The sequence below is a fragment of the Mesorhizobium sp. B2-4-15 genome (assembly GCF_006658505.1).
Classification (GTDB): domain Bacteria; phylum Pseudomonadota; class Alphaproteobacteria; order Rhizobiales; family Rhizobiaceae; genus Mesorhizobium.
In genome coordinates this window covers 135,839-158,858 of record NZ_VFUZ01000009.1, presented here as the reverse complement: position 1 = coordinate 158,858, position 23,020 = coordinate 135,839, and the positions used below count along the sequence as shown (strand labels likewise).

Sequence of the window (23,020 nt, the reverse complement as noted above, 5' to 3'; positions counted from 1 at the left end):
TCGCGGTATCCGGCTGGCCTGCATTGCGGGAGGAAATCCATGTCGTCCGTGCTTTGGACGCCGGCGCCGGCCGCGTTCCAGTCGTCCAACCTTGCGCGCTTTTCTCTGGCCAACGGCTTCGACCCGCGGGACTACGAGACGCTGCATCGCTGGTCGATCGGCGAGCCCGGCGCATTCTGGCGCGCCGTGTGGGACTTTGCGGAGGTCATCGGCGAGCCTGGCGCTATTTCCTTTTTTCGCGACGATCAGGCGCCGATGACGCGGAGCCGCTTCCTGCCAGAAGCGCGGCTCAACCTCGCGGAAAATCTGCTGCGCGGCGACGAGGAAAAGCTCTCGGTCATCGAGGCCGATGAGAGCGGTCATTTCCGCACCACCACGTTCGGCGAACTGCGTCGTCTCGTCGCCAGGGCGGCGCAAGGACTGCGCGAAGCCGGCGTCGGCAAGGGCGATTGCGTCGGCGGCATCTTGCCCAATCGCCTCGAGGGCCTCGTCGCGCTTCTGGCGACGCTGTCGATCGGCGCCATCTGGTCATCCTGTTCGCCGGATTTCGGCGCCGCCGCGATCGTCGATCGTCTCGGCCAGATCGGCGTCAAGGTGCTGTTTGTCGCGCCACGCTACCGCTATGCGGGCAAGGAGCACGACATTTCCGGCCGGCTGGCCGAAATCGTAGCCGCGCTGCCGACGGTGACGATGGTGGTGCTGACGGGCGGCGACAAACCCGCCATGACCGCGGCTGTCGCTTTCGAGGATTTCGGCGCCGACGTACCGCTGGCTTTCGAACGCGTGCCGTTCGACCATCCGGCCTATGTGCTCTACACCTCCGGCACTACGGGCGCGCCGAAGGCGATCGTCCATCGAACCGGCGGCGTGCTGCTCCAGCATCTGAAGGAACACCTGCTGCATGGCGACGTCCGCCCGGGCGACGTCGTGAGCTGGTACACCAACACGGCCTGGATGATGTATCACTGGCTGATCTCGGGCCTTGCTTGCGGCGCGACGGTCGTTCTCTATGACGGCGCGCCGATCCTGAAATCTGCCGACGGCCTCGACCCCAGCCCGCTCTGGACAATGGCGGAACGCGCCAAGGTCACCCATTTCGGTACGAGTCCGAAATATCTGGCCACGCTTGCGGCCGAAAGCTATGCGCCGGGGCGTCTGCACGACCTTTCATCGCTGCGCTCGTTGCTCTCAGCCGGCGCGCCCGTCTCCCCCGGCCAGTTCGATTGGGTCTACGCGCATGTGAAGCGCGACATGATCTTCGCCTCGATCTCCGGCGGCACCGAGATCATCGGTTGCTTCCTGCTCGGATCGCCCATCCATGCGGTTCGTCGTGGCGAACTGACCGTAAAAGGTCTTGGCCTCGCGGTGGCGGTGATGGACGAGCGCAACGCGCCGCTCATCGGTCGACAGGGCGATCTCGTCTGCACCGAACCCTTCCCGTCGATGCCGCTCACCTTCTGGGGCAAGGACGGCGACGCGCGCTATCACGCCACCTATTTCGCGGCACGCCGCGAAATATGGACGCATGGCGACGTGGCCGAGATGACGCCTTATGGCTCCGCTGTCATCCATGGCCGCTCGGACACGACCTTGAAGCCCGGCGGCGTGCGCATCGGCACGGCAGAGATCTACGCGGCTTGCGAGACCTTTGCCGAGATCGAGGATTGCCTCGTTTTCGGCGCGCCGGTCGAGCGTGACGAGGAAATCGTGCTCTGCGTCAAGCTGCACGATGGCTTCGCGCTGACACCCGGACTCGCAGCCCGCATCCGCCACGCCGTCCGTGAAGGCGCATCGCCGCGCCACGTGCCGCATCGCATCCATGCGGTGCAGGCCGTGCCCTATACGCTGAACGGCAAGCGTGTGGAGGCTGCGGCTCGCTCGACCCTCGAAGGCAAGCCGGTGAAGAACATGGCTTCCCTCGTCAATCCCGCATGCCTCGAGGAATACCGTATGCTCGACCGGAGCGAGGCGGCATGAGCCGGTCGAAAGGAGCCATCGTCGGCATTGGCGAGCTGAAGCCGCAGCGCCTGACCAGCGGGGTGACGACGCTGGAAATGATCGCCGAGGTCTCACGCCTGGCGGTCCTCGACGCGGGACTGGAGCGGGGAGCCATCGATGGGCTGCTGGTCGGGCCGCAAGTCGGCGAGACGCCGCAGCATGTCCCGGCGACCATCGCCGAATATCTGGGACTCGCTCCGACCATGGCCAATGTCGTCGATCTAGGCGGCGCGTCCGGCGCCGGCATGGTCTGGCGCGCGGCTGCGGCGATCGAAGCGGGTATGTGCGAGGCGGTGCTCTGCGTGCTCGCCAACAACCGCGAGGCGGCAGCACCCCGTTCGCCCAATCGCAATCCGATCCGCGAGTTCGATGTGCCGTTCGGCGCCTCGGGCGCCAACATTTCCTACGCGCTGCTGATGCAGGCGCATATGGCGGAATACGGCTCGACGGCGCGGGATTTCGCCATGATCGCGGCGGCGGCGCGCGCCAATGCGCAGTCCAATTCCGACGCCATCTTCTTCGGCAAGCCGGCCGATGTGGAGGCGGTGCTGGCCTCGCCGATGATCGCCTCGCCGCTGCATCTTCTAGAAATCGTCATGCCGGTCGCCGGCGGCGAGGCTGTCGTCGTCACCTCGGCCGAACGCGCTCGCTCGCTGCGCAAGCCGCCCGTCCATCTGCTCGGCGCCGGCGAGAAGGTCACGCACCGGGCCGTCAGCCAGGCGCCCAGCCTCACCTCCGGCCCGCTGAAGAGCGCCATGGCGCGGGCGTTCCAGCAGTCCGGCACGCAGGCCGACGAGATGGACCTTCTCTCGCTCTACGATTGCTACACCATCATGGTCGCCACAACGATCGAGGATGCTGGCCTCTGCGCGCCGGGCGAATTCGGCGCCTGGCTGCGCGATCGCGATCTATCACACAAGGGCGACATGCCGCTGAACACGCATGGCGGCCAGCTGGGTTTCGGCCAGCCGGACCTTGCCGGCGGCATGACGCACGTCGTCGAAGCGGTGCGCCAATTGCGCGGCGCGGCGGGCGGACGCCAGATCGGCAAGGCCGAGCTCGCTTTGGTCACCGGCAATGGCGCGACGATGAGCGAGGCGACCGCCCTGGTGCTGGGAGCCGCCTGATGTCCGTCGATCTCAACGCTCTGAAAACCGCCGCCCCGACGATCACCGCGCTCACTGCACCCTTCTGGGATGCCGCCGCCGAGGGGCGGCTGACCATCCAGCGCTGCGAGGACTGCGGCGAGGCCGTCTTTTATCCACGCCCGATCTGCCCACATTGCTGGAGCAAGCGCCTCGTCTGGCAGGACGCCTCCGGCAAAGGCCGGCTGAAATCCTTTTCGGAAGTCCACAAGCCGGGTCATCCCGGCTGGTTGCCGGCCGCACCCTATGTCGTCGGGTTGGTCGAACTGGCCGAAGGGCCAACGATGCTGAGCTTCATTCAGCCCGGCGCGCGGCCGCCGCAAGTAGGGGACGCGCTGCTGCTCGCGCCGACGGCTATCGGCGGCCGCGTCCTGCCGGCCTTCAAATCAGTCGAACCAGCAACAGAGGAGAAGCCGGAATGAGCACCGAGACGAAAGACGGTTGGGCAGGCGTCGTGAAGGGCCGCCCACAGGTCGGCGCCTTTGCCGAGCGCACGCGGCGCACGCGCATGAGCGACATCGAAGCCTTCACCGACATCACCGGCGATCGCAATCCGCTGCACTACGACCGCGCGCTGGCCGAGAAGTCGGTGTTCGGCAAACTAATCGTCCAGGGCGGCGTCACTTCGGGTATCCTCAATGCGCTGGTCGCCGAGGACCTGCCAGGCCCTGGGACCGTGTTTCTCGAAGTGGCCTGGAAGTTCGTCAGGGCGGTTGGCGTTGACGAGGAGATCACCGGACGCGTGGAGGTCAAGGACGTGCGGCCCGACAAGCCGATCTGCAAGATCGAGACCAGCGTGCGCAACGGGCAGGGCGAGCTTTGTCTCACCGGCACCGCCACCGTGTTCACCGTCCCGCTGCAGGCTGGATGAGCGCGCTGAATGACAGCCGGCCCCGCATGGCGGCCGACACGGAACGCTGGCGGCTGCTGGCGTTGCTTTGCCTGGCAGTCGTTCTGTCGCTGACGACATGGTTCTCCGCGACCGCCATCCTGCCCGAGCTGAAGCAAGAGCTGGGGCTTGGGCCAAGCGCCGAGGCCTGGCTGACAAACGGCGTCCAACTCGGCTTCGTCATAGGCGCGCTGGTGGCGAGCCTGGTCAACCTGCCCGACCTGGTGCGGCTCAGCCGCCTCATGGCAGTGGCCGCGCTGGTCGCCGCGCTCGCCAATGCAAGCCTGCTGCTTCATCCCGGGCCGGGCGGCGTCATTGCCGCGCGGATCATGACCGGTATGGCACTGGCCGGCGTCTATCCGCCGGCGCTGAAGCTGGTGGCGACCTGGTTCACGCGCGACAGGGGCCTGGCGCTTGGCGCGGTCATTGGCGCGCTCACCATCGGCTCGGCGCTTCCCCATCTCTTCCGCGCGGCGTCGAGCACACTTGACTGGCGGCCGGTGGTTGCCGCCGCCAGCGTGGCGACCGCCATTGGCGCGCTGCTGTTTCTCTTGTTTGCCAAGGAAGGGCCCTATCCCTTCGGCAAGGCGGTGTTCGAGCCGTCGCGCATCGGCCAGGTGTTCCGCGAGCGGCCTTTGCTGCTCGCCAATCTCGGCTATCTCGGCCACATGTGGGAGCTCTACGCCATGTGGGCGTGGCTGCTTGCCTACACGCGCGCTGCCTTCGAGGCGCAGGCGATCGGCACGGCCGCTGCGGCGTCTTTGGCGACCTTCTTTGTCGTCGCGTCCGGCATTCTTGGCTGCCTGCTCGGAGGCTATCTGTCTGACCGTATCGGCCGTACGGCGACCACCGCCGGCATGATGATCGTGTCGGGTGGCTGCGCATTGCTGATGGGCTTTGTGTTCGCGGGCCCGCTCTGGCTCTTCATGCTCGTCGCCGTCGTCTGGGGCATGTCCGTGATCGGTGATTCGGCGCAGTTCTCCGCGGCCGTCACCGAACTCGCCGACCGCCGCTTCGTCGGCACCGCACTCTCGGTGCAACTGGGCGCGGGCTTTGCGCTTACCGTGCTCGCCATTTGGCTGACGCCGCGTTTCGCCGATCTCATCGGCGGCTGGCGCTGGGCCTTGCTGCTGCTGGTTCCGGGACCGGTTCTTGGGACGATCGCCATGCTGTGGTTGCGAAAGTTGCCGGAGAGCGTGAATATGGCGGGCGGCCTCCGTTAAAGGAGGCGCTGCCGCTTTGAAGTCGCGGCACATGACTGGCTGCAGGCTGACCGAATGGAACAGATGACCAGAATGCGCGGGCGTCCTCGCTACGACCAGGAAGATGCCGCGGCCGCCGAGGCGTTCCGCTCGATCGGCTCCAAGGTCCAGCTCAATCGCGACGAGGCGGCCCCCCTCTGGGTCCAGTTGCGCAATCAGGTCGAGGAAGCGATCAACACCGGCCTGCTGGCAGCCAATTCGCGCATCCCGTCCGAGCAGGCGCTCTGCGATTTCTTCGGCGTCTCGCGCCCCGTCGTGCGCGCGGCGATCGGTTCGCTGTCCAGCGAGGGCCGCATCATCAAGATGCCACGCAAGGGCATGTTCGTCGCCGCGCCCCGCGAGCATGTCGACTTCATGACCGCCAATCTCGGTGTGTTCGACGACCTGACAGCCAAGGGCCACAAAGTCTCGACGCGCACGCTGTCGATCAGCCGCTGCCCGCCGAGCGAGAAGGAATCCAGCGTCTTCGGCATTCCCGCCAACGGCAGCGTGGTCAGGATCAGCCGCGTCTACATGACCGACGGCTCGCCGATCACCATGACGCGCATCAGCCTGCCGGGGCATCGGGTGCCTGGCCTCGAAAACATCCTGTCGGAGAACCAGTCGATCTTCGGCACCATCCGCGCCGTCTTCGGCCTGACGGTGAAACGCGCCGACCGCTGGCTGCGCGCGGCGCTTCCGACCAAGGAAGAGGCCGAGCAGATGGGCGTTGCCGCCAACACGCCGCTGATTGAGATCGAGTCCATCGCCTATGACGCCGATGGCGCCGCGCTCGAATATTACGAGGCCTTCTACAACTCCTCCGTCGCCCGCATCCACATGGCAGTGGAGCAGCCGTCCGCGACTGTGAACGGGGTGGATCGCACCTGATCTCGGAACGTCGACAAAAAAGTTCGTTTTCTGGTTATAACCAGATTGACGATCCCGGGCATGTTCTGTAACGTGCCTGTCATGGGGTCGGGAGGAGCCTGACCCGGAGGCATTCTCAGGATCGACACGGCTTGAGGCGCCGCTTCGGCGGCGAAGGGAAGATTTTGCCCACGCTTAAGCCTGGTCCTGACGGAGGACGTTCATGGACTACCGGTCGCAATTCGACCTCACGGACGAGGTCGCCGTAATCACCGGCGGCGCCAGCGGCATCGGCTTCGAGGCCGCCAGGGCGCTCGGTACCTGCGGCGCGCGCGTCGTCCTGCTCGACATGAACGCAAGCGGCCTGAATGCGGCCGCGGGAATGCTGAAGGCAGGCGGGGTCGCAAGCGTCGAGGGCCGCGTGCTCGACGTCACCGATCCGCGCGCCGTCGAGGCAATGGCCGCCGGGATCGTCGAAGATTTCGGTCAGGTCGATATTCTGGTCAACAGCGCCGGCATTGCCCGCCTCAACACCGCGCTCGACACGCCGGACGAGGAATGGCGCCTGGTGATGGATGTCAACGTCAACGGCGTCTACTGGGCCTCGCGTGCCTTTGGCCGTTCCATGGTCGCCCGAGGGAAGGGCTCGATCGTCAATCTGGGTTCCATGTCGGGGCTGATCATCAACCGTCCGCAGACAGCGCCGTCCTACATGGTCAGCAAGGGCGCCGTGCACATGATGACCAAGGCGCTTGCGGTCGAATGGGCAAAGTCGGGCGTGCGCGTCAACGCGTTGGCGCCGGGCTATGTCGGCACCGAGATGACGCTGAAGATGCGTGAGCGTCCCGAACTCTTCAACACCTGGCTCGACATGACGCCGATGGGGCGGCTCGGTGAGCCACAGGAGATCGCTTCGGCCATCCTGTTCCTGGCTTCGCCGGCGTCGAGCTACGTGACGGGCGCGATCCTGTCGATAGACGGCGGCTACACGGCCTGGTGACGGATTGAGCAAGGATTGGAATATCGCATGACCGTTTCGGACCGAGAGGTGCGCCAGGCAATCATCGACGCCTGCATAGAGATGAACGCGCTTGGCATCAACCAGGGCACATCCGGCAACATCAGCTGTCGCCATGGCGACGGCATGCTGATCTCACCGACCAGCACCCCCTACGACACGCTGGTGCCCGAAGACATCGTCTTCATGGACTGGAACGGTGAGGTCGACGGCCGCCTCCCGCCGTCGAGCGAATGGCGCTTCCATTTCGACATCATGAAGGCGCGGCCCGAGGTCATGGCCGTCGTCCACGCACATCCGACCTACTGCACCACGATCGCCATCATGGGCATGAAAATACCGGCGATCCACTACATGATCGCCGTAGCCGGCGGCAGCGACATCCGTTGTGCTCCTTATGCCACCTTCGGCACCGCCGAGCTGTCGGCGCATGCGGTGGAGGCGCTGCGCGACCGCAAGGCATGCCTGCTCGCGCAGCACGGCATGATCGCCGTCGGCACAAGCTTGAGCCAGGCGATGTGGCTTGCCGTCGAAGTCGAGACGCTGGCGCGCCAGTACCACGGCGCCTTGCAGATCGGCCAACCGCCGGTCCTGTCCGACGAAGAGATTGAAAACGTCATCAAGCGCATGGCCAGTTATGGCCTCCGCGACAAGGAGGCAGCTGCCTGAGCGCGCTCACTTCATAGAAATCCTCCGGGAAGACCCGGTGCGATCAACAAGGGAGGAACTGAAATGACCAGATCAATGAAAGGCGTCGTCAGGGCGCTAGCTTTGGGGTTGGCGGCGGCTTGCAGCCTGGCCGCCATCTCCGGCGCGTCCGCCGAGGAGCTATTACTGAAGGGCAAGCGCATCGGCGTTTCCGCAATCGGCACGGACCACTACTGGGACCTGATGGCGTTTCGCGGCATCCAGGATCGCGTGAAGGAACTCGGCGGCGAAGTGATCGCCCTCGACGCCGGCCGCAAGGACCAGCAGCAGATCGCCCAACTGCAGACGCTGATCGCGCAGAAGCCCGACGCCATCATCGAGCAGCTCGGCAATCTCGAAGTGCTGAACCCGTGGCTGCAGAAGATCCGCGACGCCGGCATCCCGCTTTTCACCGTCGACACCGCCACGCCGCACGCCATCAACAACACCACGTCGAACAACTACAACATCGGCGCCGAGATCGCGCTGCAGATGGTCGCCGACATGGGCGGCAAGGGCAATGTCCTCGTCTTCAACGGCTTCTACAGCGTGCCGGTATGCAAGATCCGCTATGACCAGCTGAAATACGTGCTGACCTCGTTTCCGGATGTGAAGATCGTCGAGCCGGAACTGCGCGATGTCATCCCGAACACGGTGCAGAGCGCCTATTCCAACGTCACCGACATGCTGACCAAGTCGCCCGAGAAGGGCTCGATCGGCGCGGTCTGGGCTTGCTGGGACGTGCCGCAGATCGGCGCCACGCAGGCGGTCGAGGCGGCCGGCCGCACCGAGGTCAAGACCTATGGCATCGACGGTAGCCCGGAAGTCATCAAGATGGTGATGGACCCGAAGTCGTCGGCGGGCGCGGTCGCGGCGCAGCAGCCCTATGAGATCGGCAAGACCTCCGTCGACAACGTCGCCAAGTATCTGGCCGGCCAGAAAGTGCCGCCCTTCACCTTCGTCCCGGCGGTGCTGATCAACAAGGAAAATGCCGCCGAAAAAGGAAAGCCTTTCCTCGACGCAGCCGAGAAGGCTGGCGTTAAATAGAGCGGACGAAACGGCGGGCAGCCAACCTAATGGCTGCCCGTCACATCCAACCAGGATTCATGGCCATGCAGACAGCAAAGCGTGACATTGCTGTGTCGATGACGGGCATATCGAAGCGCTTCGGTCCGGTGCGCGCGCTGGAGAACGCGAACCTCGAGATCGCCCGCGGCTCGATCCTCGGCCTTATCGGCCAGAACGGCGCCGGCAAGTCGACGATCATCAAGGTGCTGGCCGGCATCATCAAGCCGGACAGCGGCACTATTCTCATCAATGGCGAGACCGTATCCTCGCTCACGCCGGCCTCGGTCGAAAAGCTCGGCGTCCACTTCATCCACCAGGACAGGCTGCTGGTGCCGACCGCGACCGTCGGCGAGGCCGTGTTCCTCGGCCACGAAATCGGCCTCGGCCCATTCGTCAGCCGCCGTGCCATGGACCGCGGGGCCGCCGACCTGTTGAAGCACTTCTTCGGTATGGAATTGCCGGCGGGAACGCTGGTCAAGGACCTGACCACCGCGCAGCAGAAGGTTGTGCAGATCACACGGGCGCTGGCGCAAAAAGCATCTGTGCTGGTGCTGGACGAGCCGACTGCTGCGTTGGTCAAGCGCGAGGTGGACAGCCTGTTCGACGTGCTGCGCAGGCTGCGCGACGACGGCATCGCCGTGGTCTTCATTTCTCACTACATGCAGGAGATCGAGAAGCTCTGCGACCGCGTCACCGTGATGCGCAACGGCACCGATGTCGGCACCGTCGATCCGCGCCAGACGCCGATCGACGAGATCATCTCGATGATGATCGCCCGCGAGGTCGGCGAGATGTTTCCCAAGCGCTCGGTCACTTTGGGCGCGCCGGTGCTGGAGGTTTCCAATCTGCGCCTCGGCGGCAGCTTCGAAAACATCGGCTTCAACGTGCGCGCCGGCGAGATCGTCGGCCTCACCGGCCTGCTGGGCTCCGGCGCCAAGGAGGTCGTCCAGTGCCTGTTCGGTCTCAAGACCGCTGATGGCGGCTCGATCAAGGTCGAAGGCAGGGAACTTGCGCTGTCGACGCCGGTCAAGGCGGTGCGCGACGGCATCGCCATGCTGCCGGAAGACCGCCGCGCGCATGGCGTGGCGCTCGGACTGTCGGTGCGCGAGAACATCTCTTTGGCCAGCCTGCGCCGCTATTCGCGCAGTGGCATAGTCAGCCGCGGCAGTGAGAACCAGGCGGTGGACGGCCTGGTCAAGGAATTGTCGATCAAGACGCCGCATCGCGACGCGCTGGTGCGCGAGCTTTCCGGCGGCAACCAGCAGAAGGTGGCGATCGCCAAATGGCTGAGCTGCCAGTCGCGCGTCTATGTGCTGGACGAGCCGACGGTGGCCATCGATATCGGCGCCAAGGTCGAGATCTATAATCTCCTGAACCGGCTGGCGGGAGAGGGGGCGGCGATCCTGCTTCTGTCCTCCGACCTGCTTGAGCTTGTCGGCGTCTGCGACCGCGTACTCGTCGTCTATCGCGGCAGGCTGGCCGCCAGCTTCTCCGGTCCGTCGATGAACAGCGATGCGCTGCTGGCGGCCTCTTCCGGTGCCCGCTCGGGCGCCGATGGAGTAGCGGCATGAGCGCGACCACTCTCCACGCCGACGCCAGTGTTCCCGACGAAAAACAAGCCGCTGCCAAGAGCGCCGGCCGGCGCTTTGGCGCGCTGGTCGTGCGGCTCGGCGCGATCGCCGCCTTCGCTGCGATCATGGCCTATTTCGTCATCTTCGCGCCGGGCTTCACCTCGACCTTCAACCTGATCAACGTCGTCGAGCAGTCGGCGATCCTGGGCGTGCTTGCCTATGGCATGACGGCCGTCATTATTGGCGGCGGCTCCGATGTCACCGAAGGCGGCATCGATCTGTCGATCGCCGCCAATATGGGGCTCTGCGCCGCCGTCTACGCGACGCTCTTGTCGATGGGCTATGGCGACTTCCTCTCCGTGCTCGCGGCCATCGCCGTCGGCATGGGGGTCGGTGCGCTGAACGCGGTAGCCGTTGTCGGCCTCGGCATCCTGCCGCTGCTCGCAACGCTTGCCGTGCTCAACGTCGCGGCCGGCATGGAACTCACGCTCACTCAGAACACGGTCGTCGGCGCATCCTCCCCGCTGCTGGGCGTGCTGGTCTCCGGCAGCTTCCTCGGCATCTCCGCGCTTGCCTGGGCGCTGATCGTCTTCTCCGCGATTATGATCGCGGTCATCCACGGCACCGCGTTCGGGCTCAGGCTCTACGCTGTCGGCGGGCATCCCGAGGCGGCGCGCGCGGCCGGTCTGAGCGTGCCATTCTACGTGTCCTTCACCTACGTGCTGAGCGGCTTCTGCGCGGCGGTGGCGAGCGTTCTCACCGTCTCGCGCCTGTCTGCCAGCACGCCCGGTTCCGGCGAGCTGCTTCTGTCGGTGCTGGCGGCGGCACTGCTCGGCACCGTCTTTTCGCGCCGCTTCGTGCCGACCATGGGCGGAACGCTGCTCAGCGTGCTGTTCATCGGTCTTTTAGCCAACGGCTTCCAGCTGCTCAACGTCTCCAGCTACTGGGTCAACGGCGTGCAGGGCGCGCTGATCCTGCTGGTCGTGGCCATCACTTCCTTTGCCCGTGGTTCGGAGGGTTCGCGATGAGCGTCTCGGCCAACGACAACGCCGCCCGGCCAAGCCTGCGCGGCTTCCTCGCCAAATACAGCGTGCTGATCGCATTTGCCGCCATTGTCATCTTCTTTTCGGTGGCAAGCCCGACCTTCCTGACGCCGGCCAACCTTTTCAACGTGCTGGTCAACAATGTCGTCATGCTGGCGATCGTTGCGCTCGGCCTCACCATCGTTATTTCGTCCGGCGGCATCGATCTCTCCGTCGGCGTCTCCGTCGACATGGCAAGCATGGTCTTCGTCATGCTTCTGGCCGCCGGCTACAGCGGCGTGACCGGTGTCGCCGGCGGACTTGGCGCCGCGCTGATTGTCGGTGTGCTGAATGCGATCCTGATCACCAGGCTCAACATCAGCCCATTCCTGGCGACGCTCGGCGTGCTCTTCATCGGCCAGAGCACGCAGCAGCTCGCCACCAGCGGCGGCCAGCCGATCTACCTCACCAGCGGTTATGCCGCCGACCAGTTCAACGCCATCGCCCGCACCGCTTTGTTCGGCGTGCCGACGCCGGTGATCGTCCTGATCGTCCTGGCTTTCGCGGTTCACGTCCTGCTGCATCGTTCCGTCTTCGGCCGCTATGTTCAGGCGATGGGCGCGCAGCCCGGCGTCGCCTGGTATTCCGGCATCCGCGTGTCGCGCGAATTGTCGATGGTGCATGTGCTTTGCGCGCTGCTCGCCGGCGCCACCGGCATCTTGCTGTCGGCCACGGTGAAGTCCTACGTGCCGCTGTCGGGCAATGCTTTCCTGCTCGACGCCATCGGCGCCACCTTCATCGGCACGACGCTCAGCCGCGAGCGCAAGCCATCGGTGATCGGCACGCTGCTCGGCGTTCTATTGCTCGCCATCGTCAAGAACGGGCTGCTGCTTGTCGGCTGGAATTTCTACTGGCAGCAGGTCGGCATTGGCGTGCTGGTCTTCCTGGTGTTGGCCGCAAGCTTCGGCCTGCGCCGCGCCGCCCATTGAGCTCGAAAGGTTCGTCAATCATGCCACAATTCGACGTCAGCTCGATCGGCTTCTACGTCCTCGACATCCTGGGACGCCCGGTCTCGTGCATCCCCGAAGGTGGCCGCGCCGACTATATCGAGGAGATCCGCATGACGGTTGCCGGCACGGCCGGCGCCACCGGTATGGACTGCGCGATCCTCGGGCTGAAGACGCGCGCCGTCACCACACTCGGCACCGACGACATGGGCGACTGGTTCCTTGCCAAGCTGAAGAAATACGGATTGGAGACGGATCTCGTGCGCCGCGACGGCAGCGTCCAGACTTCGTCCACCATCCTGCCGGTGCGGCCAAATGGCGAGCGCCCGGCGCTGCATGTGCCGGGCACCGCCGCCTTGTTCGAGGTCGCCGCCGCCGATTTCGACGCCGCCCTTGACGCCACCGTCGTTCATGTCGGCGGCACCGGCCTGTTGAAGCGCTTCGACGGCGAACCGACGGTCAGGCTTTTGAAGCGAGCCAAGGAGCTTGGCCGCACCACCACCTTCGATCTCATCCAGGCGACCCCCGAGACGTGGAAGCTGGTCGAACCCTGCCTGCCTTATATCGACTATTTCGTGCCCAGCATCGACGAGGCCGGCGAGATGGCGCATGACAGGGATCCTGGCCGCGTCGCCGCCTTCTTCAAGGCAAGGGGCGTCAAGAACTGCATCCTCACCCTTGGCGCGGATGGCGTCTATGTCTCGCCAGAGTACGGCGAGGATTTCCATTTGCCGGCCTTCGAGGTCGAGGTCTTCGACACCACGGGCTGCGGCGATTCCTTCACCGCCGGCATCATCGTCGGCATCGTCAAGGGCTGGGACCTCAGGCAGTCGGCGCGCTTTGCCAGCGCGGTTGCGGCCAAGGTTGCAATGGGGCTTGGCTCCGACGGCAAACTCGTTTCATTCGACGACACGATCGCGGCGATGAATTCGCTGCCGGTCAAGACATCAAAGGTGGAAGCAGCATGACCACTCTTCCAGAAGCCAGGGGCAAGACGGCTCTCGTTACAGGCGCCAGCCGCGGCATCGGCAGGGCGCTCGCGAAAGGGCTAGCGGAGGCGGGTTTCGACGTTGCCATCACCGATCTGCCGTCGCAAGCAGCCGAGCTCGACGTCACCAGGGGCGAGATCGAGGCGGCGGGCCGCAAGGCCTATGTCTACACGATGGACGTCAGCAGGAAAAAGGACATCGAAGCCACCGCGCAGACGCTTCTCAAGGCCGCGGGCAGCATCGACGTGCTGGTCAACAATGCCGGTATCCTGAGACCCAGCCTGCTCCAGGATCTCGATGAGGCCAATTGGGACGCGCATTTCGACATCAACGCCAAGGGCGTGCTGATGATGTGCCAGGCGGTGCTGCCGCATATGCGCGAGAAGAAATCGGGCCGGGTGATCAACATCGCCTCGATCGCCGGGCGTCAGGGCGTGCCGACGCAGGGCCATTACGCCGCCACCAAAGCGGTTGTGATCACGCTCACCCGCGTGCTGGCGCAGGAAGTCGGCATGGACGGAGTCACCGTCAACGCCATCTGCCCAGGCATCATCCTGACCGAGATGGGCAAGAACAATCTGGGCAGCGAAGCCGCGATCCGCCATTGGGAGGACGTTGCCGCGCTGAAGCGCCTCGGCGCACCGGAGGACATCGTCGGGCCGGTGCTGTTTTTTGCCTCGGACCTCTCGGCTTTCGTTACCGGACAGGCGCTCAACGTCGACGGCGGCATCTATTATCACTGACGATCCGCTTCAGCGGCACGGCAGCTGCGCCTTCTTGCCGAGTGTGGAACCATTGAAGTCGACCGTTTGGCTGCTCGAGCCTCGAATTCCTGCCAGGCGGATACACCAAGTTTGGCGCGCATCTGGTGGAAGGCGGCCCGGCTCGGAAGGTGACGCTCGGCCGTAGGCATGAAGCCAGATCGCTATGTGTTCGACACACTGTCTGGAAGGCACCTTTCTGGCAAGATCGTCCAGAACCGGACCGTCTGCCTCCGGTTCCAATGCTGCCCGGCTATGCGGCGCAAGTAGGTCGTCTATTATATGCAACCGCAAGCCCCAGGGCAGCCGTTCGCGTTCTGACGCGGGCTGCTGTTTGGGCGGGGCGTCCGCCGAGGAGCTTCGGCCTTGCCTCCGGTTCAAGCGCCTCGCTGAAGTCAGCAGGATATAGTCGCGCCAGTACAGAAATGCCCGCAGCGAGACCGCGCGGCTCGTCAAAGTCGCTTTGGAGCGAGGTGGGGGCTCTGAAGCAGCTGGGTTAGAAGCGCAGGTCAGCAGTTCAGATCATCGGGCGTTGGCAGCGAAATTTTCATGGCTGCCAGGTACTAGGTTAATGGCACTATTTGGAGAGCGGGTGAGATGCGTTTTCAAGACAAGGTCGTGATCGTCACTGGAGGCAATTCCGGGATTGGACGTGGAATAGGTGGGCGCGATTTCCCGCCCGGTGGTGCGTTCGCCGCAACTGCGCATGCAGGCGGCTGAACTGGATCGCCTCTGGCGTGCAGCCCAGATCGCCGACCTACGTCCGATCCCAGGTGCGGATACAGCGCGGCCTCGGCTGGTAACAGCCTGAAGGGACCACACTCTCCAGGCCAGCTCCAAACGGGGTTGGCCGTTCATCTCTTCATCGCGCAATGGCGCTAAGCCATTGCCACCTCCTCGCCCGAACGATTGGTGCGCAAGATGCGTAAAGACTATGACTACATCATCATCGGCGCAGGCTCCGCAGGCTGTGTGCTCGCAAGCGAGTTAAGCCAGGATCCAGATGTCCGGGTCCTGATCCTGGAGGCCGGTCGCCGAGACTTGTCGCCGATGATCCACATGCCTGCCGGCATCCAAAGCCTGATCGAAGGCACCAAGTACAACTGGGCGTTTCGTACGGCCCCTCAGAAGCACCTGAACAATCGGGAAATGTTCATCCCACAGGGCAAAGCGATCGGGGGTAGCAGTTCAATCAACGGCATGATTTATATACGCGGCAGCCATCAGGACTATGACCGTTGGGCAGAGGATGGCTGCATAGGTTGGAGCTACCAAGACGTTCTGCCGGTCTATAAACGCCTTGAAGCCAATACCCGTTTGCACGACGAATATCACGGCAACGACGGCCCGCTAAACGTCACCGACTTCACCTACCTTAATCCTCTGACCGCGACCTTTATCGAAGCCTGTACGGAGGTCGGCATACCGCGCAGCAAGGATTTCAACGGTGCTACCCAGCACGGTGTCGGTCACTTCCAATACACCGTGAAAGACGGACGGCGCATGAGCTCCGCCCGCGCGTTCCTACATCCGGCGCGCAAGTCCCGCTCGAATCTCGACGTTTACGCGAACACCCTCGTTTCGCGGATCATCATTGAGAAAGGGCGTGCCGTGGGAATCGAACTGGTCGGGAATGACAACCGCACCACAAGGGTGAGCGCGACGCGCGAGGTTATCGTCAGCTCGGGAGCTTTTAATTCTCCCAAGCTCCTCCTTCTTTCCGGCATCGGTCCGGCAAGTGAGCTTAAGCAAGCCGGCGTGACAGTAGTGCACGACCTGCCCGGTGTCGGCAAAGGCCTGCAGGACCATCTCGACGCGGCGGCCATCTGGCACGCGACCACTAAACTCACCTACGATGACGCGGCGCGTTTCCCCTACAAATATATTCACGGCGCCCGCTACCTCCTCTTCAGGTCAGGACCGGTCACATCGTCGGGATGCGAGGCTGTCGCTTATACCAAGAGCGAAGCTGGGCTCGAGGAGCCAGATATCTCTGTCCACTTCCTGCCGGCGTGGGTCATCGACCACGGGTTCACCAAATTGCCCGGCAATGGCATCACGCTGCACAATAATAACATGCGGCCGGTCAGCCGCGGCGAGGTCAGACTTACCTCGTCGAACCCGTTAGATGCTCCCCTGATCGACCCAAACTTCATGGCCGACCCTATTGACGCCAATAAGATGATCGCTTGCGTTAGGATTGGAAGGGAAATCATGGAGTCCAAGGCATTCAGGCCCTATGTGTCTCGCCCCTACGCCCCCTTAGCCGACGTCAAGACCGACGCGCAGATCCTCGACTTCGTCCGGCAGACTGCTGAGACCGACTACCATCCGGTTGGCAGTTGCAGGATGGGAGTTGACGAGCTCGCGACAGTCGATCCGAGGCTCAAGGTTCGTGGCCTCGAGGGATTGCGGGTTATCGACTCGTCCATCATGCCGAGGCTGATTGGCGGTAATACCAATGCTGCATCGATTATGATCGGTGCCAAGGGCAGCGACCTCATTCGTGAAGACAACGGGGGAAGCGTTGGGGCGTGGTCCACGGGAAACCGCGCTTCCAATTGGTCGACGCAAGATGCCTGATGATGGCGGATCCGGTGGCCGCCACGAACGCCATCCTAATCAGCGACCATGAAACCCTGATCAACAAGACAGCGTTCGGATTCAAAAACCCAGGACACTTCGTCCAATGATGGATCGACTATGCTCCGCTTCTCCGCAAACCTAGGATTCTTGTGGCCCGACCGCCCGCTCGTGGATCGCATCGACGCGGCAGCGGCGGCTGGATTCAAAGCCATCGAATTGCATTGGCCCTACGAGACGCCAGCGGGATTGGTGAAGCAGCGCTGCATCAATCACGGCCTAACTCTTCTCGGGATCAACACGCCGCTGGGCGATACCGACAAGGGCGATTTCGGACTGGGCGCCATCGATGGACGCCAGAGCGAATTTCGCACGGGATTCGCGATGTCCGCCGGCTATGCGCGCCAAGCCGGCGCGAACTCGATCCACGCGATGGCTGGCGTCCTTCCGCTGGACCAACGAGCGCGAGGAAAGCAAGTGTTCATCGAGAATCTTGTCTTCGCCACCAATGCTGCCCCAGACCTGACGATCCTGCTGGAGCCAATCAACCAGCGCGACAAACCGAACTACTTTTACTCCACGATCGAGGAAGCCGCTGACATGCTTGATCAAGTCGGAGCGCCGAACCTAAAGATCATGTTTGACATATACCATGTCGGGATTAGCCAAGGCGATGTGCTGACTCGACTTTCCCGTCACTTGCCGAAGATCGGCCACGTCCAGATTGCGGCGGTGCCGAGCCGTGCCGAGCCCGATGAAGGCGAGATCAGCTATCTTGCCGTGTTTGCAGCGCTTGAACGGCTTGGCTATCGGAACTGGGTTGGATGCGAATACAAGCCCAGGGCCGCAACCGACCATGGCTTGAAATGGATTAAGACGCTCAGCCTTGAATTATGAGACTTGCGGGCAATTCGACACGCGATGTCCGAGAAAGGGTTCGAGCATCTCGCAGATCGCATCGGGGTCGGTCACGACCGCCACCTCCAGATGCACCTCGCGCTGCGTCGCGTCGCTCACGAGACCGGATCGCTGTTGCCCTGGCTGCATCCGGAGCTCAAGAAACTCGGCCTGGAGACGCGACACCGTGCGTGCCGCGATGTCGGCGCAGCGCACAAGACGCCCTCATCATGCGCACCGGCTGGTTCCGCCAAGCTGATAATCAACTCGGACAACGATTTGGATCATTTTTCCGGCGCGGGCTTCGGGTCAGCGATGTGTCCAGGCTTGTAAGAAGAGTTCGGCCGCGGACCATCTTTTGGGTGGAGAGGCCAGCGGCCGACCCGTATTGGAGGATTGTCGCATACCTGAGAAATCCCTAATATAGCGATCTCGCGCCCGGAGGGCCGCCGATGTCGACCCACGAGGAACTGCAGGTTTTCTGGAATGCCTATGTGGCTGCCTATCGTGCCGGCGACACCAAGACATGCGGCGCGATGTTTACGGCTGATGCCGAATTACATTCGCCCTACGCGCCTCCGGCTAGAGGCCGCGACGCGATCGAAGCTCTCCACGCAACCTGGACGAATGGGCACAGCGAGGCGACCGACAAGAAAATGAAATTGATACATGCGGGCAGATCCGGTGACCTGGCTTGGTGCCTGGCGAGGTATACCGAGGGCCTTGAGGTCGGCAACGGTACGTCGGTCGACGTCTTCGAGCGACAGGCCGACGGGTCATGGCTAATACGCATGTGCAGCCTTAACAGCACCGACTGAGGAATAGGTTTGTTGCCGACTTGGCGCGGCCGCGGAGGAGGAGGGAATGAAGCAGATCGACTTCTTCTATTTTTTCGGGAGCGGCTACGCATATCTGTCGGTGATGCGCATTGACGCCATGGCGAAACAGTCGGGCGTTGCCGTTCGATGGCGCCCATTCAATGTCCGCACCGTGATGGCCGAGAACAACATTGCCCTCCGCACCCAGGCGGCAAAGGTAAAGTACATGTGGCGCGATGTGGAGCGGCGCGCGGCGACGCACGGCATCCCTTACGTAAGGGCTCCCATCTGGCCGACCGACCCGGACCTTCTGGCTAACCGGGTCGCCATGGTAGCGGCCGAAGAGGGCTGGTGCGAGGTCTACACCGTCGCAAGCTTCAGGGCGTGGTACCTGGAAGGCATGGAACTGGGCAGCCGCGTCCATCTGGGGCATGTGCTGGCTCCCCTGGGTCAGGACATCGACGATGTGGTTGCCAAGGCTGACGGCGCCCGCGCCCATGAGCGTCTCAAGCAGGAGACCGACGCGGCTCGCAGCTATGGCATTTTCGGCTCCCCGGCCTTCGTCGTCGATGGCGAAACATTCTGGGGGGACGATCGGTTGGAAGAGGGGCTTGCCTGGGCCGCTGGGCGACATGAACTGCAACGTTGAATCATGACGAAGAGGACGCATTTGGTGAAGCCATGCGCTGATCGTCAATCCCAGGGGGGATCAAGTGCGAAGCCGCTGGATCATTCTTGCTGTCTTGTTCGTCGCTCGTGCCGCCTTCGCCTTTCAGTTTGGCAGCGTAGGGGCCGTAGCGCCGCAGCTTAGCGAAGGTCTCGGCGCCAGCCTGACCGACATCGGCATCCTTATCGGAGTCTATTTTGCGCCGGGCGTCCTGCTCGCCTTCCCCGCTGGCACCATCGGACGCCGCTATGGCGATAAGGCGACGGTTCTCGCCGCACTCCTGGCGATGCTGGCTGGCGAATTACTGATGGCTGCATCGGCGTCATGGAGCGTGCAAATCGCAGGCCGACTGATTGCGGGCACTGGCGGTATTCTCCTCAGCGTTCTGATGACCAAGATGGTCGCCGACTGGTTTGCCGGCCGGGAAATCGCAACCGCGATGGCCATTTTCGTCAACTCGTGGCCGGTAGGCATCGCAATCTCGCTCATGCTCTTGCCATGGATTGGAGCGAGATTCGGCCTTTTTGCCGTCAACCTAGCCGTCGCAGGGTGGATCCTGATCGGCTTCGGCCTGATGGCGTTTTTCTATCGCGCGCAGGAAGCGGCCGTCTCCGTTGAAGGCGAACGAGGCAGTGTGACCTCGGAAACGGTCTATGCTGTCATTGCCGCTAGCTCGATCTGGTGTTTCTACAATCTCGGTTTGGTGATGATCTTCAGTTTCGCCCCAACGATGCTCGTCGAGCGAGGCTGGTCCATGGCTGCAGCTGGATCAACGATCAGCATGGTCCTCTGGCTCACGGCGATTTCGGTCCCCTTGGGAGGCTTGCTCGCTGATTTGACCAAACGCGGCGAAGCTATAATTGTCGCAGGCTGCATCGGCTTTGCGCTGCTGACGGTTCTCCTGTCGCGAAGCAGCCAGGTGCTTCCTGCCGTCATTGCCGTCGGGACCGTTTGCGGCCTGCCTGCCGGCGCCATCATGAGCCTACCCGCGCGCGTGCTCGAGCCGAAGACGCGGGCGATCGGAATGGGAATATTCTATACGGCTTTCTATGCCGGAAGCCCGGTTGGGTCCGCGATCGGCGGAAAGCTTTCCACGTTGCTCGGCTCCGCGAGCGCCGCGCTCGATTTCGGCGCCCTCATGCTCCTGGTTTGCCCAGCAATTCTGTGGGTCTTCCACCGTATCGTTGCTGGCCAAGATCGCCCGGCACTTCCCTAGGGGCGGCGGATGCCAAAGCTCATAGCCAACCTATTGCTCCATTTCGCCACCGTGATTGTTGGCGCCGAAAGCGGCTCGGTCCTGTAGGTTGCGATGTCGACCGAAGCAGCGGTGCGCCTCACCTCTCAAACCGACGCTGGCGCTTCCGACGCACCGATCCACGGCTTTGCCGGCGCACCGGCAGGCTGGGCGCTCTTGTCGGCAACGCGCACCGCCGCGCCTAGCCGCGATTGCACGGCTTCGAAAACGATCCGTCAGTGAGATGATGATTCCCGATCAAGCACTGCATCCCCGCAGGTCCGCGGCAGTTTGCCGACGCCGAGAGATCGGCCAGACGAAGGGCCGGGAAAGCGGTCCAGTCCTTGGCTAAGACTGGCGGTCTTTTCAACCACGCCGACGCTACCTGGCCGCGCCTAGCGGGGGTTCCCCAGCAATCGACACAGTGGGGAGGATCGACCCTGCTGCCCAAATGAACACGAGACACGTGTCACATCACTTCCGATCCACCAGTCGACCGATTTGCTCTAATGGCGTCAGTTTGTTCATCAGGCCAGCATCAGAAAGCCTGGCCGCATGATCCAGACGCAGCCCATGTCGCTGGGGTGAGAGGGCGTTGATGTTGGCACCGAGCGTTTCCTCAAGCGTGCGGGCAACGCCGTCGGCACCAAGCAGAAGCATAGGCAGACGGTAGGCCTCGGCCCAGGCACGCCAGTCGGCGGCAACAAGTTCGAGATCGTCGGACACCAGCAGTGGCACCGTCAGCATCGGATCGTTGTGCAGAAGCTTGAGCTCCGATGTGAATTTTCCATCCGGATCCTCCATCGCGCAGGCGGCCACGCCGCGGAAAACCTTGGCGGGAAGGGCAATGATTGCCGGTACGCTGCTTAAATCCTGCATGCGTCGGACCACCACACCACGCTGGTTGAGCGTGAAGGTCACGTCGCCATAGGTGTCGCGCGTGGTATAGCTCACCATCTCCGGCAGGCGCGATGGGTCGAGACGCCTGTTGCGGCCGGTCCAAGAACTCGTCTCCGGTTCAGTACGAGCCCGCTCACTATCGTCCATCACTGGCACCTGGAGGGAGAGAGCTCCTGAAGCACAGCGTGCAACCAGTGCCCCGAGTGAGCCCCAATCCTTTGCGGCGCCGTCTTCGGCTTGAGTCCAGCAACAGCTGCGTGCCTTCGCAATCTCTACTCCTTATTGAGGTCGAACGATGTACCCGCCTCGAACTCTCACTCATGTCCTACTGTCACATAAAATAGCAGTGTATTCTGTATTAGCGATTACTAATTTATGTCAATTTTTCGTTAACCTTGGCAGAATGGGCGTCGGCTGAGCTATGCAACTCGACAGACGCGGCTGGACCCAGTCAGCGCATTTGTTGCGCGCCGATTCCGAGTAGGCTTCATCGGTTTTCAGCTGGTCGTCGGTGATGAGGATATCGGCCGGTTAGCTGTCCCCCGGTTGAGGTAGCCAAGCGTCCGCCGCCAAGCGCAGTTCGTTTTCGGTGTTCTTGCCCAGACTGAGCTTAAAAGTCGGAACGGCGATGGGTGCCATGGGCGTCGATAAGGCGTACATTGTCATAGAGACTTCGATTTGGGCCACGGGGCCGGCTCGCTGTCGCCGTGGATGCACCCGGAACTGAAGAAACTCGGCCTGCCGGCCATCTGCCTGGAGTCGCAGCATGTGCGCGCCGCAATGTCGACCCAGCGCAACAAGACCGACAAGCCCGATGCGCTGGGCATCGCCCACATCATGCGCGCCGGCTGGTTCCGACAGGCCTACATCAAGTCGGAAAGCTGCTACCGAACCCTGTTTCTGCTGACGCACCGGCCCAATCTGAAGGCCAAAGTTCCTTGACCTGGAGAACGCCATCCGCCACTCGCTGAAGTCGTTCGGCATCTGCTTGAGCAAGGTCGGACGCTCGGCATTCGAGCACGCGGTGCGCTAGGCTATGGCGGAGGATCCGCTATGGGTCGAGCTGATGGTAGCGATGCTGTCGGCGCGCGCGGCGCTGTGGCGACAGTATTGCCGACTGCATGACATGGTCGTGAAGATCGTCACCCGCAACGAACCATGCCGGCGCTTCATGACCGTCCCCCGCGGGCCCGGTGACCGCGCGCTCCTTCCTGACCGCGACCGACGATCGGTCGCGCTTCCGCCGCTCGCGTGATATCGCGGCCTCACATTGAAGGTCAGCTGTCGTGCTTCCCTGGTCACAAGCGAACTGACCGCTACCGGCCCCATCTCAGACTACCAGTCCGAAGGCCGATAGCGTCGGCGGCAGCAGGCTGCCTTCTCGCCAAAAGATTGGTCGCTTGCGGCCAACGCGCCGCCGCCAGCCAGCGACGCAAGGTCGACTTCCGACGCGAAATACTCTTTCTGAGCGCCGGTTGACTGCGGTGAGTTCTTGCGCAGTGGAGACGCTGTGGGCACCGGCCGATCTCATTTGGGCTAAATTCTACATTTTGCGAGGATCGTGTACCCCTCCGTTCCATTGCAGGCCAACAGGCCCCTTCGACGTCGGCCGATCGGGAAACCCGATCTGGCAATGATGCCTGTCGATCTCGCAC

At 63.2% G+C, this 23,020-nt stretch carries 20 protein-coding genes and 2 pseudogenes; 21 read left to right on the top strand and 1 reads right to left on the bottom strand.

Annotation, left to right across the window (positions count from 1 at the left end):
• The first annotated feature begins 39 nt into the window (after window positions 1-39).
• The 20 genes and pseudogenes from FJ930_RS13465 (at window position 40) to FJ930_RS13370 (ending at window position 20,447) form a co-directional block, all read left to right on the top strand.
• Window positions 40-1,977, top strand: a complete 1,938-nt coding sequence (locus FJ930_RS13465) for an acetoacetate--CoA ligase (protein WP_141838203.1) — start codon at window positions 40-42, stop codon at window positions 1,975-1,977.
• Window positions 1,974-3,125: a thiolase family protein gene (locus FJ930_RS13460; protein WP_140746181.1), complete on the top strand. Its 1,152-nt coding sequence runs from the start codon at window positions 1,974-1,976 to the stop codon at window positions 3,123-3,125. Before FJ930_RS13465 ends, FJ930_RS13460 begins: the two co-directional genes overlap by 4 nt.
• Window positions 3,125-3,565: a zinc ribbon domain-containing protein gene (locus tag FJ930_RS13455; RefSeq protein WP_141838201.1), complete on the top strand. Its 441-nt coding sequence runs from the start codon at window positions 3,125-3,127 to the stop codon at window positions 3,563-3,565. The genes FJ930_RS13460 and FJ930_RS13455 overlap by 1 nt, the downstream gene beginning before the upstream one ends.
• Entirely contained in the window at window positions 3,562-4,014 is a 453-nt protein-coding gene (locus tag FJ930_RS13450) for a MaoC family dehydratase (protein ID WP_140746187.1), read from the top strand. Before FJ930_RS13455 ends, FJ930_RS13450 begins: the two co-directional genes overlap by 4 nt.
• Window positions 4,011-5,255 carry an MFS transporter gene (locus FJ930_RS13445; protein WP_141838198.1) on the top strand — a complete coding sequence of 415 codons (1,245 nt, stop codon included), beginning with the start codon at window positions 4,011-4,013 and terminating at the stop codon, window positions 5,253-5,255. Before FJ930_RS13450 ends, FJ930_RS13445 begins: the two co-directional genes overlap by 4 nt.
• Before the next feature lie 72 nt (window positions 5,256-5,327).
• Window positions 5,328-6,164: a GntR family transcriptional regulator gene (locus tag FJ930_RS13440; protein WP_140746193.1), complete on the top strand. Its 837-nt coding sequence runs from the start codon at window positions 5,328-5,330 to the stop codon at window positions 6,162-6,164.
• Between the two features lie 202 nt (window positions 6,165-6,366).
• Window positions 6,367-7,143, top strand: coding sequence for an SDR family oxidoreductase (locus FJ930_RS13435; RefSeq protein WP_140746196.1), 777 nt, complete (start codon window positions 6,367-6,369; stop codon window positions 7,141-7,143).
• 27 nt (window positions 7,144-7,170) lie between these two features.
• On the top strand, window positions 7,171-7,830 hold the full coding sequence (locus FJ930_RS13430) for an L-fuculose-phosphate aldolase (protein ID WP_140746199.1): 660 nt from the start codon (window positions 7,171-7,173) through the stop codon (window positions 7,828-7,830).
• 63 nt (window positions 7,831-7,893) lie between these two features.
• Complete coding sequence (locus tag FJ930_RS13425; protein ID WP_210245358.1) at window positions 7,894-8,895, top strand: sugar ABC transporter substrate-binding protein; 1,002 nt, start codon at window positions 7,894-7,896, stop codon at window positions 8,893-8,895.
• A gap of 65 nt (window positions 8,896-8,960) precedes the next feature.
• Complete coding sequence (locus FJ930_RS13420) at window positions 8,961-10,487, top strand: sugar ABC transporter ATP-binding protein (protein ID WP_181763368.1); 1,527 nt, start codon at window positions 8,961-8,963, stop codon at window positions 10,485-10,487.
• Window positions 10,484-11,515: an ABC transporter permease gene (locus FJ930_RS13415; protein WP_141838196.1), complete on the top strand. Its 1,032-nt coding sequence runs from the start codon at window positions 10,484-10,486 to the stop codon at window positions 11,513-11,515. The genes FJ930_RS13420 and FJ930_RS13415 overlap by 4 nt, the downstream gene beginning before the upstream one ends.
• A complete protein-coding gene (locus FJ930_RS13410; RefSeq protein ID WP_141838194.1) occupies window positions 11,512-12,498 on the top strand; it encodes an ABC transporter permease in 987 nt (328 codons plus the stop codon). The genes FJ930_RS13415 and FJ930_RS13410 overlap by 4 nt, the downstream gene beginning before the upstream one ends.
• A gap of 20 nt (window positions 12,499-12,518) precedes the next feature.
• Window positions 12,519-13,484: a sugar kinase gene (locus FJ930_RS13405; protein WP_141838192.1), complete on the top strand. Its 966-nt coding sequence runs from the start codon at window positions 12,519-12,521 to the stop codon at window positions 13,482-13,484.
• Window positions 13,481-14,248, top strand: coding sequence for an SDR family NAD(P)-dependent oxidoreductase (locus FJ930_RS13400; RefSeq protein WP_141838190.1), 768 nt, complete (start codon window positions 13,481-13,483; stop codon window positions 14,246-14,248). The genes FJ930_RS13405 and FJ930_RS13400 overlap by 4 nt, the downstream gene beginning before the upstream one ends.
• 939 nt (window positions 14,249-15,187) lie before the next feature.
• On the top strand, window positions 15,188-16,849 hold the full coding sequence (locus tag FJ930_RS13395; RefSeq protein WP_141838188.1) for a choline dehydrogenase: 1,662 nt from the start codon (window positions 15,188-15,190) through the stop codon (window positions 16,847-16,849).
• A 171-nt stretch (window positions 16,850-17,020) separates the two neighbouring features.
• The gene (locus FJ930_RS13390; protein ID WP_246676903.1) at window positions 17,021-17,746 is read left to right on the top strand and encodes a TIM barrel protein; all 726 of its coding nucleotides are present in this window, start codon (window positions 17,021-17,023) and stop codon (window positions 17,744-17,746) included.
• Between the two features lie 102 nt (window positions 17,747-17,848).
• Window positions 17,849-18,003, top strand: a pseudogene (locus tag FJ930_RS13385) (IS110 family transposase); the annotation flags it as partial.
• A gap of 195 nt (window positions 18,004-18,198) precedes the next feature.
• On the top strand, window positions 18,199-18,564 hold the full coding sequence (locus FJ930_RS13380) for a nuclear transport factor 2 family protein (RefSeq protein WP_141838184.1): 366 nt from the start codon (window positions 18,199-18,201) through the stop codon (window positions 18,562-18,564).
• 46 nt (window positions 18,565-18,610) lie between these two features.
• The gene (locus FJ930_RS13375) at window positions 18,611-19,213 is read left to right on the top strand and encodes a DsbA family protein (protein WP_141838182.1); all 603 of its coding nucleotides are present in this window, start codon (window positions 18,611-18,613) and stop codon (window positions 19,211-19,213) included.
• Window positions 19,214-19,277: 64 nt separating this feature from the next.
• Complete coding sequence (locus tag FJ930_RS13370) at window positions 19,278-20,447, top strand: MFS transporter (protein ID WP_141838180.1); 1,170 nt, start codon at window positions 19,278-19,280, stop codon at window positions 20,445-20,447.
• A gap of 492 nt (window positions 20,448-20,939) precedes the next feature.
• On the opposite strand, the gene FJ930_RS13365 is transcribed toward FJ930_RS13370, so the two are convergent.
• The gene (locus FJ930_RS13365; protein WP_246676902.1) at window positions 20,940-21,512 is read right to left on the bottom strand and encodes a DUF6101 family protein; all 573 of its coding nucleotides are present in this window, start codon (window positions 21,510-21,512) and stop codon (window positions 20,940-20,942) included.
• Window positions 21,513-22,043: 531 nt separating this feature from the next.
• Here FJ930_RS13365 and FJ930_RS13360 point away from each other — a divergent pair.
• Window positions 22,044-22,630, top strand: a pseudogene (locus FJ930_RS13360) (IS110 family transposase); the annotation flags it as partial.
• Between the last annotated feature and the right edge of the window lie 390 nt (window positions 22,631-23,020).